The following is a 12979-nucleotide window of genomic DNA, read 5'->3' on the forward strand; positions in this document are numbered from 1 at the left end:
AACCGCACAGCAACAACCATTGACAAGTGTCCGGGATGTTTCTCTACTGTGAACGCTCACAGAAGCAGGGCAGGGCCTCGCGACGGGCGAGGGCCCAGGTCAGCCGGTTTCTGCATGGCAGGTTCCCGCAGCGGGCGGGGACCCAGGTCAGGGGAGAGATCCATGCCGCACACGAAGCGCCGTCGCCTCGTGACAACCGCCGTCGCCGTCTCGCTCGGCGCCACCGCCCTCGCCGCCTGCGGCTCCGAGGACGGCAGCAAGTCCGAGTCGGGCCCGGTCTCGCTGACGTACTGGACCTGGACGCCCGGTATGGACAAGGTCGTGGACCTGTGGAACAAGGGGCCGGGCAAGCAGGACAAGATCACGGTCACGGTGAAGAAGCAGGCGTCCGGCGACACGCTGGTCACCAAGATCCTCACCGCGCACAAGGCGAAGAAGGCACCGGACCTGGTGCAGGCCGAGTACCAGGCGCTGCCCACGCTGGTCAGCAATGACGCGCTGGCCGACATATCCGAGGATGTCAGCGACATCAAGGGCAAGTTCGCCGACGGCGTCTGGCAGCAGACCACGCTGGGCACGGACGCGGTCTACGCGGTCCCGCAGGACATCGGGCCGATGATGTTCTACTACCGCGAGGACCTGTTCAAGAAGTACAAGCTGAAGGTCCCCACGACCTGGGACCAGTTCGCCGAGACCGCCCGCGCGCTGAAGAAGGCCGCCCCCGACAAGGACCTGACCACCTTCTCGGCCAACGACTCCGGTCTCTTCGCGGGCCTCGCCCAGCAGGCCGGCGCCAAGTGGTGGACCACCTCCGGCGACAAGTGGAAGGTCGCGATCAACGACGCGGCCACCCAGAAGGTCGCCAAGTTCTGGGGCGGCCTGGTCAAGGAGGGCGTCATCGACAACCAGCCGATGTACACCCCGTCCTGGAACAAGGCGCTCAACACCGGCAAGCAGATCGCCTGGGTCAGCGCCGTGTGGGCACCGGGTACGCTCACCACCGCCGCGCCCGACACCAAGGGCAAGTGGGCCATGGCCCCGCTCCCCCAGTGGTCCGCGAGCCAGAACGTCACCGGCAGCTGGGGCGGCTCCTCGACCGCCGTCACCACCGACTCCCAGCACCAGGCCGCCGCGGCCAAGTTCGCCGCCTGGCTGAACACCGACCACGACGCGCTCAACGCACTGGCGAAGGACAGCGGAATCTACCCGGCCTCCACCTCCGCCCAGCTCAGCGGCGCCTTCAGCAACCCGCCGGCGTACTTCTCCAACCAGGCGGACTTCTACCCGCAGGCCGCCAAGATCGCGAACACCACCGCGCCGTCCGCCTGGGGCCCGAACGTCAACGTCGCCTACGCGACCTTCAACGACGCGTTCGGCGCCGCCGCCAAGAACAAGTCGGACTTCGCCGCCGCCCTGGACAAGATGCAGGACGCCACGGTCGCCGACATGAAGAAGCAGGGCTTCGGAGTCTCTCAGTGACGAGCACCACAAGCCGGAAGGCGTACGGGGTCAAGGGGGCCCCGTACGCCTTCCTCCTCCCCGCCACGATCCTCTTCGCCCTGTTCTTCGCGCTGCCCATCGGGTACGCGGTCTGGCTCAGCTTCCGCAAGGTGCACGTCTCCGGCCTCGGCCTGGGCTCGGGCGCGCGCAAGGAGGTCTGGGCCGGCCTGGAGAACTACACCGACGCCCTCGGCGACAGCGAACTCCTCGACGGCGCGCTGCGCGTGCTCGGCTACGGCTGCATCGTCGTCCCGGTGATGCTCGGCCTCGCCCTGCTGTTCGCGCTGATGCTCGACTCCGAGAAGGTGCGTCTCGCCCCGTTCACCCGGCTCGCGATCTTCCTGCCGTACGCCATCCCGGGCGTGGTGGCCGCACTGCTGTGGGGCTTCCTGTACCTGCCGGACGTCAGTCCCTTCTACTACCTGCTCGACAAGTCCGGCCTGCCGCAGCCGGACCTGCTGGACGGCGGCCCGCTCTACCTCGCCCTGTCGAACATCGCGGTGTGGGGCGGCACCGGCTTCAACATGATCGTCATCTACACCTCGCTGCGGGCCATCCCGGCCGAGGTGTACGAGGCGGCGAAGCTGGACGGCGCCACCCCGTTGCAGGTCGCGCTGCGTATCAAGATCCCGATGGTGGCGCCCTCGCTGGTGCTGACCTTCTTCTTCTCGATCATCGCAACGCTCCAGGTGTTCAACGAGCCGACCACCCTCCACCCGCTCACCAACTCCGTCAACACCAGTTGGAGTCCGTTGATGAAGGTGTACCAGGACGCCTTCCACCGCAACGACATCTACTCGGCGGCCGCCGAGGCGACACTGATCGCCCTGGTCACGCTGGTCCTGTCGTTCGGATTCCTGCGGGCCGCGAACCGCCGGAACAAGCGGGACGTCAGTCAAGGAGCCGTACGATGAGTTCTCTTGCCGTCCGCAAGGCCGCCCCGGCCGCCGGCACCACCCCCGGCACCGCCCAGGGCCCGCCGCTGCGCCGCCGGATCGCGCTGGTCCCGACCCTCACCCTGCTGCTCGGCGCGATCTACACCCTGCTCCCGGTCGCCTGGGTGGTGATCGCGTCCACCAAGTCCGGCCACGAGCTGTTCTCCACGTTCACCTTCCTGCCGGGCAGCGGCCTCGCCGGCAACCTCAAGGACCTCAGCGCCTACCGCGACGGCATCTACTGGAAGTGGCTGGGCAACTCCGCCCTCTACGCCGGTCTCGGCGCGCTGCTGTCGACGGCCGTGTCGGCGTGCAGCGGGTACGCGCTGGCGACCTACCGGTTCCGGGGCCGCGAGACGATGTTCAACGTCCTGCTCATGGGCGTGCTGATGCCGCCGGTGATCCTCGCCGTGCCCCAGTACCTGCTGCTGGCGAAGGCGAACCTCACGGACACCTACCTGTCCGTGCTGCTCCCGCAGATCCTCTCCCCGTACGGCGTCTACCTCTCGCGCATCTACGCGACCGCCGCCGTGCCCGGTGACGTGGTCGAGGCCGGGCGGATGGACGGGGCGAGCGAGTGGCGGATCTTCACCCGGATCTCGCTGCCGATGATGGTGCCCGGCCTGGTGACGGTGTTCCTGTTCCAGTTCGTGGCGGTGTGGAACAACTTCCTGCTGCCGTTCATCATGCTGAGCGACGACGAGAAGTTCCCGATCCCGCTCGGCCTGTACACCCTCCTCGAGCAGGGCTCCAACACCCCGGCGCTGTACACGCTGGTGATCACCGGTGCCGCCCTGGCCGTGCTGCCGCTGATCGCCCTCTTCCTGGTCATCCAGCGGTTCTGGAGCCTGGATCTGCTGTCCGGGGCCGTAAAGTCATGACCATGAGCAGCAATGCGGGGAGCCGTCGCAAACCGCCGACGATCCACGACGTGGCGCGCGAGGCAGGGGTCTCCCGGGGTACCGTCTCGCGCGTGCTCAACGGCGGGCACTACGTCAGCCCGGCCGCGCAGGAGGCGGTGAACGCCGCCATCCGCAGGACGGGGTACGTCGTGAACCGGCACGCCCGTTCGCTGATCACCGGGCGCTCGGACTCGGTCGGCTTCCTGCTGACCGAGCCGCAGGAGCGGTTCTTCGAGGACCCCAACTTCAACGTCCTGCTGCGCGGGTGCACACAGGCGCTGGCCGCGCACGACGTGCCGCTGCTGCTGATGCTGGCCGGCACGGAGGACGAACGGCGGCGCATAGCGCGGTACATCACCGCCGGCCACGTCGACGGGGTGCTGCTGGTCTCCAGCCACTCCGGCGACCCGGTGGCCGAGGGGCTGCGCGAGGCGGGCGTTCCACTTGTCGCCTGCGGCAAGCCGATCGGGCTGGGCTCGAAGGTCAGTTACGTGGCCGCCGACGACCGCGACGGAGCCCGTGACATGGTGCGCCACCTGCTGTCGCTGGGCCGCCGCCGGATCGGCGTGGTCACCGGCCCACTGGACACACCCGGCGGTGTCGAGCGGCTCGCCGGTTACAAGGAGGTGCTCGGCGAGGCGGGCGTCGGGATCGACGACGAGCTCATCGTCTCCGGCGACTACAGCCGGGTCAGCGGCGAGGCGGGCGCGGAGCGGCTGCTGGCGCGGGCCCCGGACATGGACGCCGTCTTCGTCGCCTCCGACCTGATGGCGCAGGGCGTGCTCACGGCGCTCCAGCGGGCTGGCAAGCGGGTGCCGGACGACATCGCCGTCGGCGGCTTCGACGACTCCCCGGCGGCCACCGCCTCCACTCCGGCCCTCACCACCATCCGTCAGCCGTGGGACCGGATCAGCAGCGAGATGGTGCGGGTGCTCCTCGCCCAGATCGGCGGCGAGGACCCGGCCGCGGTGATCCTGCCGACGGAACTGGTGCGCCGGGACTCCGCCTGAGCCGGACCCTTCCGCGCCCCCTCGGGGCGCGCTACCGCTCCCCCGGCCTGACCAGCCCCGTCTCGTACGCCAGCACGACCGCCTGGGCACGGTCGCGCAGGCCCAGCTTGGCGAAGATGCGGGCGACGTGGGACTTGACCGTGGCCTCGCTGAGGGTCAGCTCGGCGGCCAGTTCGGTGTTGGACAGGCCGCGGCCCAGCAGGGTCAGCACCTCACGCTCGCGGGGTGTCAGGGCCGCCAGGTCGGCGGGGGCGGCATCGGGCGTCCGCTCCGCCTCGGCCGCGTACCGCTCGACCAGGCGCCGGGTGATCTGCGGTGCGAGCAGGGCGTCGCCGGTGCCGACGAGCCGGACGGCCGCCGCCAGGTGCTCCGGGGTGACGTCCTTGAGCAGGAAGCCGCTGGCTCCGATCGACAGGGCCGTGTACACGTACCGGTCCAGGTCGAAGGTGGTCAGTATGAGCACCCGGCAGCCGGCGGCCCGCTCGAGGATGTGCCGGGTGGCTTCCAGGCCGTCCATGGTGGGCATGCGGATGTCCATGAGCACGACGTCCGGCTCGAGTTCGAGTGCCGCGGCGACCGCCTCCGCCCCGTCGGCGGCCTCGCCCACCACCTCGATGCCCCGGGCGGTCAGGATCAGCCGGAAGCCGGTCCGGATCAGCGTCTGGTCGTCGACGATCAGCACGCGGGGCGCCTGCTCGGGCGCGGCCGAGGTCATGGACGGTCCAGCGGTATGCGGGCCCGGACCCGGTAGCCGCCGCCGAGTCTGCGGCGGGCGTCGAGGTCGCCGCCGTACACGGCGACCCGCTCGCGCAGACCCAGCAGTCCGCGGCCCGCGCCGCCATGGCGCCGCGGCGCGGGAGGGGTGCCGGTGCCCGTGCCGGTCAGCACGCTGGGGCCGGTGTTGAGGACCTCGACGCGCAGCGCGTGGTCGGCGTAGCGCACGGTCACCTCCGCCTTGCCGCCGTCGCCGTACCGGAGCGCATTGGTGAGGGCCTCCTGGATGATGCGGTACGCGGTCACGTCGATGCCCTGCGGGAGGCGGCGCGGATCGCCGGATATCCGTACCTCCACGGGCAGTCCGGCGAACGATATCCGGTCGACCAGGGAGCCGAGGCGGTCGAGGCCGGGCTGCGGGGTCAGGTCCGGGCGGGCCTCCGCCGGCCCCTGAGCCTCGTCCGTACCGTCCTCACCGCTCGGCGACGGCGCCAGCAGCCCCAGCAGATGCCGCAGATCGGTCATCGCGCCGCGCCCCGCGTCCTCGACGGCCCGCAGCGCGGACGCGGCCTCGTCCGGCATGGTCCCCAGCACTTCCCGGGCCGCACTGGCCTGCACGACCATGAGGCTGACGTTGTGGCTCACGATGTCGTGCAACTCGCGGGCGATACGGTCGCGTTCGGCGGCGACCGCCGCCTGGGCGGCGCCCTCCCGCTCCCGCTCCAGCAGCCAGCCGCGCTCCCCCACGGCCGCCTGCCACCGGCGCCGGGTCCGCAGCAGCGCAACGGCCAGCCCCGCGACGGCCGCGCACGCCAGCGCCAGCAGCACCACCAACAGCTCCCGTCCCCCCATGCCCTCACTCTGGCAGACGCCTCTGACATCCGGCATCGACCTGGGGATCCAGCTCCCTGCATCTGGAGGATGAGGCGCGGGCCGAGGTGCGATCCGGGGACGGATGCCGGGCGGCCGACCGTGCCTTTAGCGTCCTCACCATGGTCACTGGGGTGCAAACGGGAGAGGCCGTCGTACGACTCGACGGCGTGCGCAAGGAGTACGGCGAGACGGTCGCGCTCGACGGGGTGTCGCTGGAGGTCCGGGCCGGGGAGGCGGTCGCGGTGATGGGGCCCTCGGGGTGCGGCAAGTCCACGCTGCTCAACATGATCGCCGGGCTGGACCGGCCCACGGGCGGCGCGGTCGTCGTGCACGGCGAGAACGTCGGGGAGTTGAGCGAGAAGGGCCTCGCGCTGTACCGGCGGCGCCGGATCGGCATGATCTTCCAGTTCTTCAACCTCATCGACGACCTGTCCGCCCTCGACAACGTGGCGCTGGCCGCCCAGCTGACCGGTACCCCGGCCCGGCAGGCCCGGCGCCGCGCGCTGGAGCTGTTCGAGGAGCTGGGCATCGCCGCCCGCCGCAACGCCTACCCGGCCGTGCTCAGCGGCGGTGAGCGGCAACGCGTCGCGGTGGCCCGGGCGTTGATGAACCGGCCGGCGCTGATGCTGGCCGACGAGCCGACCGGTGCGCTGGACAGCCGGGCGGGGGAACAGGTGATGGATCTGCTGATCGACCTGAACCAGATCGGGCAGACGCTGGTCATCGTCACGCACGACCGGCATCTCGCGCAGCGCTGTGCGAGCCGCCTGGTGGAGCTGGCGGACGGCCGCGTGACCGGTGAGCACAGCCTGGAGCCGTCGGCATGAGGGCGGTGTGGAAGGCCGCGCGGGCGGCCGTGCGCAGGCGGAGACTTCAGACGCTGATGATCTGGCTGGTCACGCTGGTGTCGACGGGGTCGATCGTGGTCGCGCTGGGGCTGGTGGACGCGGCGTCGGCGCCGTTCGACCGGATCTTCGCCAGACAGCACGGGCCGCATGTGGTCGCGGAGTTCGATTCCGGGAAGGTGACGGCCGCCCGGCTCACGGACCTGGCGCGTAAGTCGGGTGCGCAGGCGACGGGGCCGTTTCCGCAAGCCACCGTGGAAGTGTCGCGGAGCGCGGCTGACCTGGGTCTTGGCGGTGAGGTCGCGTTCGTGGGCCGTGCGGGGCCCGGTGGCGCGGTGGACCGGGTGGACCTGTGGGCGGGCCGGTGGCCGACGCGGCCCGGCGAGATGGTTCTCAACCGGCAGTCCGACTGGACGGCCCACGATCTCGGCAAGAGGTTCCACGTGCCGTCCGGGCCCACCCTCACCATCGTCGGGTTCGCCTTCGACATGAGCGGTACGGCCGACGTGTGGGTCACCCCCGGCCAGATCGCGGCCCTGCACCCGAAGAGCACGCAGATGCTGTACCGGTTCCGGGACGCGTCGTCGCAGAGCGCCTTGCGCAATGGACTGGCCCGGGCGACCGAGGGGCTGCCCAAGGGCGCCCTCGCCGGATCGCGCACCTATCTGTCGGCCAAGCAACGGGTCGGCAGCAACGCGCGCGCGTACGCCCCTTATCTGCTGGCGTTCGGTGTTCTGGGGATCCTGGTCGCCACGCTGATCGTCGCCAATGTGGTCGGCGGTGCGGTGGTGTCCGGCTTCCGGCACATCGGCATCCTCAAGGCCCTCGGGTTCACTCCGGGTCAAGTGCTGGGTGTGTACCTGACCATGATCTTCGTGCCGGCCGTTCTGGGATGTGCGCTCGGCACGCTCGTGGGCAACGTGCTGGCGAAGCCGTTCTTCCGGTTCGTGTTCACGGGGCCGGACGCCGGGATGCTGCACGATCAGGTCGGCATCGCGCCCTGGGTGAACGAACTGGCCCTGGCCGGCATGCCGCTGGTCTGCGTGCTGGCCGCGCTCGGCCCGTCGGTGCGGGCGCAGCGGCTGTCGGCGGCGCGGGCGATCAGCGCGGGCAGCGCGACCCGCGCCGGAAGGGCGCTCGGCATCCAGCGGCGGCTCGCGGGGCTGCGGTTGCCGCGAGCCGTGAGCCTCGGGGCGGGGCTTCCGTTCGCCCGGCCCGCACGCAGCGCGCTCACACTGGCGGCCGTGGTCCTGGGTGTGGCGACCGTGACGTTCGCGACCGGTCTGGGAACGACGATGACCCGCTTCGGGGATGCCGGCAAGGGTGCGTTCGACGTCACGGTGTATGCCGGCAACTACGTGCACGACAAGCGGGTGGTGCCGGTACACGGCGACCGAGAACTCCAGTCGCTGTTGGGCTCGTTGCCGGGGGCGGCACGGGTGACGGCCCGGGCGGACGAGGACGCGCAGCTCGTGGGCTCCACGCGGAAGGTCTGGATCGAGGGCCGACGTGGGTCCGACCTGCCCCTGGACGACGTGCTCGTCCGGGGCCGATGGATGCACCGCCCGGGAGAGGTCGTGGTCAGCTCGGCATTCCTGCGTCGCAACGGGGTGAGCATCGGTGACCGCCTGCGGCTGCGCAAGAGCGGCCACGAGGAGGAGGTCACCGTGGTCGGCGAGCTGCTGTCGGAGAACGACTGGTTGGTCGCCGGCACCTGGCCGACGTTCACCGCTCTGGACCCGGATGGAGAGGCGTTCTCCTATCACGTCAAACTGCGCGAGGGCGCGGACGGGAGGGCGTACGCGCGTGCGGCCCGAGCCCTCGACAAGGGGCTCAGTACGGAACTGACCGGCCCGAACACCGTGGCCCGGACCATCATCGGCTCGGCGACCGCGCTCACCCTGATGCTGTCCCTGGTCGCCTCCCTCGGCGTCTTCAACACGGCCGTACTCAACACCCACGACCGGCGCCGTGACCTCGGCATGCTCAAGTCGATCGGCATGACCCCGGGCCAGGTGACGGCGATGACGGTGACCTCGATGGCCGTGCTCGGCGCGCTGGGATCGCTGCTCGGCGTCCCCCTGGGCATCGCCGCCTACGAGGTGGTGATCCCCCGGATGGCGGCTGGGGTGGACATCACCCTGCCGTCGTACATGACGGACGTCTGGCACGCGCCGGTCCTGGCGCTGCTGGCCCTGGCGGGTGTCCTGATCGCCGTCATGGGCTCCCTGGTCCCGGCCCGCCGCGCGGCCCGCCTCACCGTCGCGGAGGTGCTGCACAACGAGTAGTGCCACCGGGGATCCCGCAACCGGTCAGGATCGAAGAAGCCGGAGCGGGCTCCCCGGCCCTAGCGTGAGAGCACCGACGGAAACCCGTCGGACCGCCCACCCGAGGAGTGAGTTCCATGAGCGCCGGCCTGCAGACGATCATCTACCCCGTCAAGGACCTGGAGAAGGCCAAGCCCCTGTTCACCGCCCTGCTGGGCGTCGAGCCCTACGCCGACGCGCCCTACTACGTCGGTTTCAAGGCCGCCGGGCAGGACGTCGGCCTCGACCCGAACGGGCACGCGCAGGGCATGACCGGGCCGGTGCCGTTCTGGCACGTCACCGATCTCCGGGAGCGGCTCGCCGCACTGCTCGAAGCGGGCGCGGAACTGCTCCAGGATGTGCGGGACGTCGGCAACGGCCGGCTGATCGCCTCGGTGAAGGACCCCGACGGCAACCTGGTGGGACTCCTCCAGGACCCGGACGCCTGAGCCTCTCGTACGACTGCTCGCCGACTGCTCGCGGACTCCTTGCACCCGCACTAGTTGCACACTCAACAATTGGCCGAATCGGTGCTACCGTGCGGGTATGGCAGCGAAGACGGCCGACGCACGGCTCGAGGAACGGTGGCGTGACATCCTGTCGGTCCACGCGCGCACGATGTGCGAGATCGACCGGGCGCTGCATCCCCACGGGCTGGGTGCGAGCGACTTCGAGGTGCTGGACATCCTCGCCTCCGAGCCGCGCGAGCAGGGCGACCAGTGCCGGGTGCAGAACCTGGTCGGCCGGGTGCACCTCAGCCAGAGCGCGCTGTCCCGCCTCATCGGGCGGCTGGAGAAGGACGGCCTCGTGGAGCGCTCGGTCTGCGCCGAGGACCGGCGGGGCGTCTGGGTCGCGCTGACCGGCAAGGGCCGCGAACTGCACGCCCGGGTACTGCCGCTCCAGCGGGCGGCGCTGGCGCGCATGCTGGCGGAGCAGTCGGTCTAGAGGACGCTCCCGGACCGCACCGCACCGCCCGTCTCGTCGGCCGCGAAGAACGTGCCGTCCAGCAGCACGCAGTCGGCCGTCGCGCAGCTCGTCCAGCCCCTCGCCCCGGGCGGGCACGCAGGGCGCGTACACCAGCACTCCCCCCGCTGGTCAGGTCCTCGATGCGGTACGCCGGCACCCAACGGCCGTCAGGGACGGGGCCGACGAGTGCTCGGGAGCTCCGGCGCCCACCGGGTGGGCCGTGACCACCAGGCCACCCGCCCGCACGAAGCCGCCGTCCGCCAGACTGTCGCGCCACTCCCGGGGGGGGGCGTAGCGGTCGAGAGCGCCGCGACAGTTCACAGTCCCGGCCGGCCTCGGCCGGGCGGGCGCCGGTCCACCGGCCGGCGGGGCGGGATGGCGCCGCCGGGGAAGTCTCGCGGGCCGGTCCACGGGGCGGGTACGGCGTCGCAGCGACGGCACAGTTCGTAGGCGACGGCCTCGTAGTTGACCCGCCAGCCCTGGAAGTGCGGCCAGGCGTCCCGCGGCGTGCGCCCGGCCCGGAAACCGGCGCTCTCCAGCATCTGCGCCGCCGCGTCGAACTCGGCGTAGGTCAGCCGGATCCCGGTGTCCGGGGCCGGGTCGGGGTCGAAGGGGATGCGCAGCACGCGGGCGATGTCGCGCAGCGCGGAGAACCCGGCGCGCAGCACCAGGCGGGCCTCCGGCGGGGCGTCGCGCGGGGTCAGGGCGAGCTGGAGGGCGGCCGCGTCCATGATGGCGACCAGGCCGACCAGCCAGCTGCGGTGCGGGCCCGGGGAGCGGAAGGTCAGCAGGATCGGGTACGTGGAGTGGCTCTCGCCCATGTCCGAGGCCAGCCGCTCCCAGGCCCGGTACAGCTGCGGGAGCGCCCTCTCGGTGTCGACCAGCCACTGCCGGGCCAGGATCTCCGGGCCCCAGGCGGGCTCGCCGGCCCGTGACTGGAGGAGGGTGACCTCCAGTTCGCGCCGGTTGTAGGCGCCGTACAGGGTGGGCAGGTAGGCGATCTGGAGGGCGATGAGGACGGGTCCGGTGGCGGCGGCGACGAAGTCCAGCACGGACAGCTTCAGCCGGTCCCCGCTGGCGAAGCCGAGGGTGAACATGCTGGAGCCGGCCTCCCGGAAGGCGGTGCTCCAGGACAGCGGGGACAGCGCGTACAGCAGCAGACCGAAGGCGAGCAGGGCCCCGCCGAGCCAGCCGGCGAGCATCCCGATCAGCATCAGCGGGGCGAGCCAGGTCTGGGCCCGGTCGATGGCGTCGTACCCGCCGCGGGGTGTGGTGAGGCGCAGCAGGCGGCGCAGCACCCGCCACAGGCGGACCACCAGCGCGGAGTACAGCCCCCGGGGAACCACGAGGGTGCGCAGGACACTGCTGAGTACCAGTGCCAGAACCAGTGCCCCGGCCACGCCGGAGATCCATTCCATGCGGTCATTGTGAACCGCGGCCGGGGGCGCTGCGGGGATCGGCCGCCACGGGGATCGGCCGCTACGGGGATCGGCCGCGCTCAGCCCGCCGCGCGGGCCAGCAGGGTGCGCACTCCCTCGGAGGTGAGGGTCAGGCCGTGCTCGGAGCTGCCGTCGATGGTGAGCGAGATGTCGTCGGTCGGCCACTGGGAGGCGAGTGCGCCCAGGGGAACGAGGCGGTAGCGGGAGACGAAGGGCAGCAACTCGGCCATCTCCAGCTCCGAGGTGAACACCGGCACGACCGGGTTGTCCCCCGGCCTCTCCAGGACGGGCAGTGCCACCGCGGAGGGGTCGGTGGCGTCCTCGGCGGCGGCGTCGTCCGGCACGGGGAGCAGCACGTCGCTGCTGGCGAGCGTGTACAGCGCGGTCGGGTCCTCGGCGTTCTCGGCCAGCGCGTCCAGCGCCCGCTGGGCCGGCGTCGGCATGTCGTCGTACGCGGGTGTCTCCATGGCAGATCCCCTGCTAGCGGCGGTCGTGCGGTCGCCCGTCGGCACTCGGCCGCGGGCGCGGTCCTGAGCGCGTACCCAGCGGGTCCGGGGGCATGCCGACCCGATGGCGCCGGGCGGATGACGGTTCGGCGAACCGTGGCGGGTCCCGGAGGGCGACCGCGGGTGCCGGTCACCGGCGGGAGCAACGGCGCCTGACGACGGTGCCGTCTGGGCCGCACGTGTTCAGCGTGCGGGCGCTAGGGGCGGTGCGGGGCGTCGAGTTCACGGGTGTCTTGCCGGGACGCTTGACGGCCTGGCCGACGCTGACGGTCTCGACGCCGTCGACGCCCAGCCCGCCCAGGTCCCGTGTGATGAACCGGTAGAGGTGCGCCCGGTCGCGCACCCAGACCGCGACATGCAGGTCGGCGGCGCCGGTGGTGGCGAACGCGCCGTGCACCGCCGGGTGGCGGGCCAGGGTCCGGCCGACCGCGTCGAGCCGGTCGGGGGCGACGCGCATCATGACGTTGGCGTCGATGTCCAGTCCGAGCCGCCGTGGGTCGAGGACGACCTGGGTGACCAGCCGTCCGGTGTCCGCGAGCCGGGCGACCCGTCGGCGCACCGTGGACTCGGGGTGGCCGATGCGCGCGGCCACGGCCGCCGCCGGGGCCCGAGCCGGTGGCGGCGGTCGTCGCGACCAGCCAGCCGCCGTTCATCGGCCGGCAGCCGGGCGTGGCCGAGGCGGCGGGCCGGTCGCTCGCCTCGGTGCTGCCGCGCGTCGCGGCCGTACGCAATCTGGGGCCCACCAGTTGGCAGATCGCCGACGCCGCCGTCGGTCGCCTGGACGCCTTCTGGCAGTTCGGCCGGGACGCCGCCAACCTGCTGCCCGGTGCCCTGGTCGCCCGGGAGGCGGGTGCGGTGGTCAGCGACGCCGACGGCAAGCCCTGGACGGCGGCCTCGGACGGCTTTCTCGTCGCCTCGGCCGGGCTGCACGGCCACCTGGTGGTGGACGCCTTGCGTCGCGGGTGAGTGCGCGCTCGGGCGGA

General features: G+C 71.8%; 14 protein-coding genes. 9 read left to right on the plus strand and 5 right to left on the minus strand.

Annotated elements, in window-relative coordinates; translation table 11 throughout:
* Positions 1 to 162 precede the first annotated feature (162 nt).
* The 4 genes from ACFY01_RS05050 to ACFY01_RS05065 are packed head-to-tail and all read left to right on the plus strand — an operon-like array spanning position 163 to position 4347.
* The gene (locus ACFY01_RS05050) at positions 163 to 1479 is read left to right on the plus strand and encodes an ABC transporter substrate-binding protein (protein ID WP_390734256.1); all 1317 of its coding nucleotides are present in this window, start codon (positions 163 to 165) and stop codon (positions 1477 to 1479) included.
* Entirely contained in the window at positions 1476 to 2414 is a 939-nt protein-coding gene (locus ACFY01_RS05055; protein ID WP_390734257.1) for a carbohydrate ABC transporter permease, read from the plus strand. The genes ACFY01_RS05050 and ACFY01_RS05055 overlap by 4 nt, the downstream gene beginning before the upstream one ends.
* The gene (locus ACFY01_RS05060) at positions 2411 to 3316 is read left to right on the plus strand and encodes a carbohydrate ABC transporter permease (RefSeq protein WP_390734258.1); all 906 of its coding nucleotides are present in this window, start codon (positions 2411 to 2413) and stop codon (positions 3314 to 3316) included. Before ACFY01_RS05055 ends, ACFY01_RS05060 begins: the two co-directional genes overlap by 4 nt.
* Positions 3313 to 4347, plus strand: coding sequence for a LacI family DNA-binding transcriptional regulator (locus ACFY01_RS05065; protein ID WP_390734259.1), 1035 nt, complete (start codon positions 3313 to 3315; stop codon positions 4345 to 4347). Before ACFY01_RS05060 ends, ACFY01_RS05065 begins: the two co-directional genes overlap by 4 nt.
* 31 nt (positions 4348 to 4378) lie before the next feature.
* Here the strand turns inward: ACFY01_RS05065 and ACFY01_RS05070 are convergent, their stop codons facing one another.
* Together ACFY01_RS05070 and ACFY01_RS05075 are read right to left on the minus strand one after the other, a co-directional pair.
* Positions 4379 to 5062 carry a response regulator gene (locus tag ACFY01_RS05070; protein WP_390734260.1) on the minus strand — a complete coding sequence of 228 codons (684 nt, stop codon included), beginning with the start codon at positions 5060 to 5062 and terminating at the stop codon, positions 4379 to 4381.
* Positions 5059 to 5913 carry a sensor histidine kinase gene (locus ACFY01_RS05075; protein WP_390734261.1) on the minus strand — a complete coding sequence of 285 codons (855 nt, stop codon included), beginning with the start codon at positions 5911 to 5913 and terminating at the stop codon, positions 5059 to 5061. Before ACFY01_RS05075 ends, ACFY01_RS05070 begins: the two co-directional genes overlap by 4 nt.
* Positions 5914 to 6053: 140 nt before the next feature.
* On the opposite strand from ACFY01_RS05075, the gene ACFY01_RS05080 reads away from it, so the two are divergent.
* The 4 genes from ACFY01_RS05080 (at position 6054) to ACFY01_RS05095 (ending at position 10030) form a co-directional block, all read left to right on the plus strand.
* Positions 6054 to 6761 carry an ABC transporter ATP-binding protein gene (locus ACFY01_RS05080; protein ID WP_390734262.1) on the plus strand — a complete coding sequence of 236 codons (708 nt, stop codon included), beginning with the start codon at positions 6054 to 6056 and terminating at the stop codon, positions 6759 to 6761.
* Positions 6758 to 9067, plus strand: a complete 2310-nt coding sequence (locus ACFY01_RS05085) for an FtsX-like permease family protein (RefSeq protein WP_390734263.1) — start codon at positions 6758 to 6760, stop codon at positions 9065 to 9067. The genes ACFY01_RS05080 and ACFY01_RS05085 overlap by 4 nt, the downstream gene beginning before the upstream one ends.
* Positions 9068 to 9183: 116 nt before the next feature.
* Positions 9184 to 9534: a VOC family protein gene (locus tag ACFY01_RS05090; RefSeq protein WP_390734264.1), complete on the plus strand. Its 351-nt coding sequence runs from the start codon at positions 9184 to 9186 to the stop codon at positions 9532 to 9534.
* A gap of 97 nt (positions 9535 to 9631) precedes the next feature.
* Positions 9632 to 10030, plus strand: a complete 399-nt coding sequence (locus ACFY01_RS05095; RefSeq protein ID WP_390734265.1) for a MarR family winged helix-turn-helix transcriptional regulator — start codon at positions 9632 to 9634, stop codon at positions 10028 to 10030.
* Positions 10031 to 10368: 338 nt separating this feature from the next.
* Here ACFY01_RS05095 and ACFY01_RS05100 read toward each other — a convergent pair whose 3' ends face one another.
* The 3 genes from ACFY01_RS05100 to ACFY01_RS05110 form a co-directional block, all read right to left on the minus strand.
* On the minus strand, positions 10369 to 11469 hold the full coding sequence (locus tag ACFY01_RS05100) for a hypothetical protein (RefSeq protein ID WP_390734266.1): 1101 nt from the start codon (positions 11467 to 11469) through the stop codon (positions 10369 to 10371).
* A gap of 80 nt (positions 11470 to 11549) precedes the next feature.
* Complete coding sequence (locus ACFY01_RS05105; RefSeq protein WP_390734267.1) at positions 11550 to 11957, minus strand: SseB family protein; 408 nt, start codon at positions 11955 to 11957, stop codon at positions 11550 to 11552.
* A 169-nt stretch (positions 11958 to 12126) separates the two neighbouring features.
* Positions 12127 to 12588, minus strand: coding sequence for an Lrp/AsnC family transcriptional regulator (locus ACFY01_RS05110; RefSeq protein ID WP_390734268.1), 462 nt, complete (start codon positions 12586 to 12588; stop codon positions 12127 to 12129).
* 23 nt (positions 12589 to 12611) lie between these two features.
* On the opposite strand from ACFY01_RS05110, the gene ACFY01_RS05115 reads away from it, so the two are divergent.
* The gene (locus tag ACFY01_RS05115) at positions 12612 to 12962 is read left to right on the plus strand and encodes an inositol monophosphatase family protein (protein WP_390734269.1); all 351 of its coding nucleotides are present in this window, start codon (positions 12612 to 12614) and stop codon (positions 12960 to 12962) included.
* The last annotated feature ends 17 nt before the right edge of the window (positions 12963 to 12979 follow it).

This window comes from Streptomyces sp. NPDC001480, assembly GCF_042894725.1.
Lineage (GTDB): Bacteria > Actinomycetota > Actinomycetes > Streptomycetales > Streptomycetaceae > Streptomyces.

Bases quoted from the DNA above. Each gene is read 5' to 3' on its own strand.
- ACFY01_RS05100 (WP_390734266.1), bottom strand. From the start codon at position 11,469: ATGGAATGGATCTCCGGCGTGGCCGGGGCACTGGTTCTGGCACTGGTA.
- ACFY01_RS05105 (WP_390734267.1), bottom strand. From the start codon at position 11,957: ATGGAGACACCCGCGTACGACGACATGCCGACGCCGGCCCAGCGGGCG.
- ACFY01_RS05050 (WP_390734256.1), top strand. From the start codon at position 163: ATGCCGCACACGAAGCGCCGTCGCCTCGTGACAACCGCCGTCGCCGTC.
- ACFY01_RS05080 (WP_390734262.1), top strand. From the start codon at position 6,054: ATGGTCACTGGGGTGCAAACGGGAGAGGCCGTCGTACGACTCGACGGC.
- ACFY01_RS05060 (WP_390734258.1), top strand. From the start codon at position 2,411: ATGAGTTCTCTTGCCGTCCGCAAGGCCGCCCCGGCCGCCGGCACCACC.
- ACFY01_RS05065 (WP_390734259.1), top strand. From the start codon at position 3,313: ATGACCATGAGCAGCAATGCGGGGAGCCGTCGCAAACCGCCGACGATC.
- ACFY01_RS05070 (WP_390734260.1), bottom strand. From the start codon at position 5,062: ATGACCTCGGCCGCGCCCGAGCAGGCGCCCCGCGTGCTGATCGTCGAC.
- ACFY01_RS05095 (WP_390734265.1), top strand. From the start codon at position 9,632: ATGGCAGCGAAGACGGCCGACGCACGGCTCGAGGAACGGTGGCGTGAC.
- ACFY01_RS05085 (WP_390734263.1), top strand. From the start codon at position 6,758: ATGAGGGCGGTGTGGAAGGCCGCGCGGGCGGCCGTGCGCAGGCGGAGA.
- ACFY01_RS05090 (WP_390734264.1), top strand. From the start codon at position 9,184: ATGAGCGCCGGCCTGCAGACGATCATCTACCCCGTCAAGGACCTGGAG.
- ACFY01_RS05075 (WP_390734261.1), bottom strand. From the start codon at position 5,913: ATGGGGGGACGGGAGCTGTTGGTGGTGCTGCTGGCGCTGGCGTGCGCG.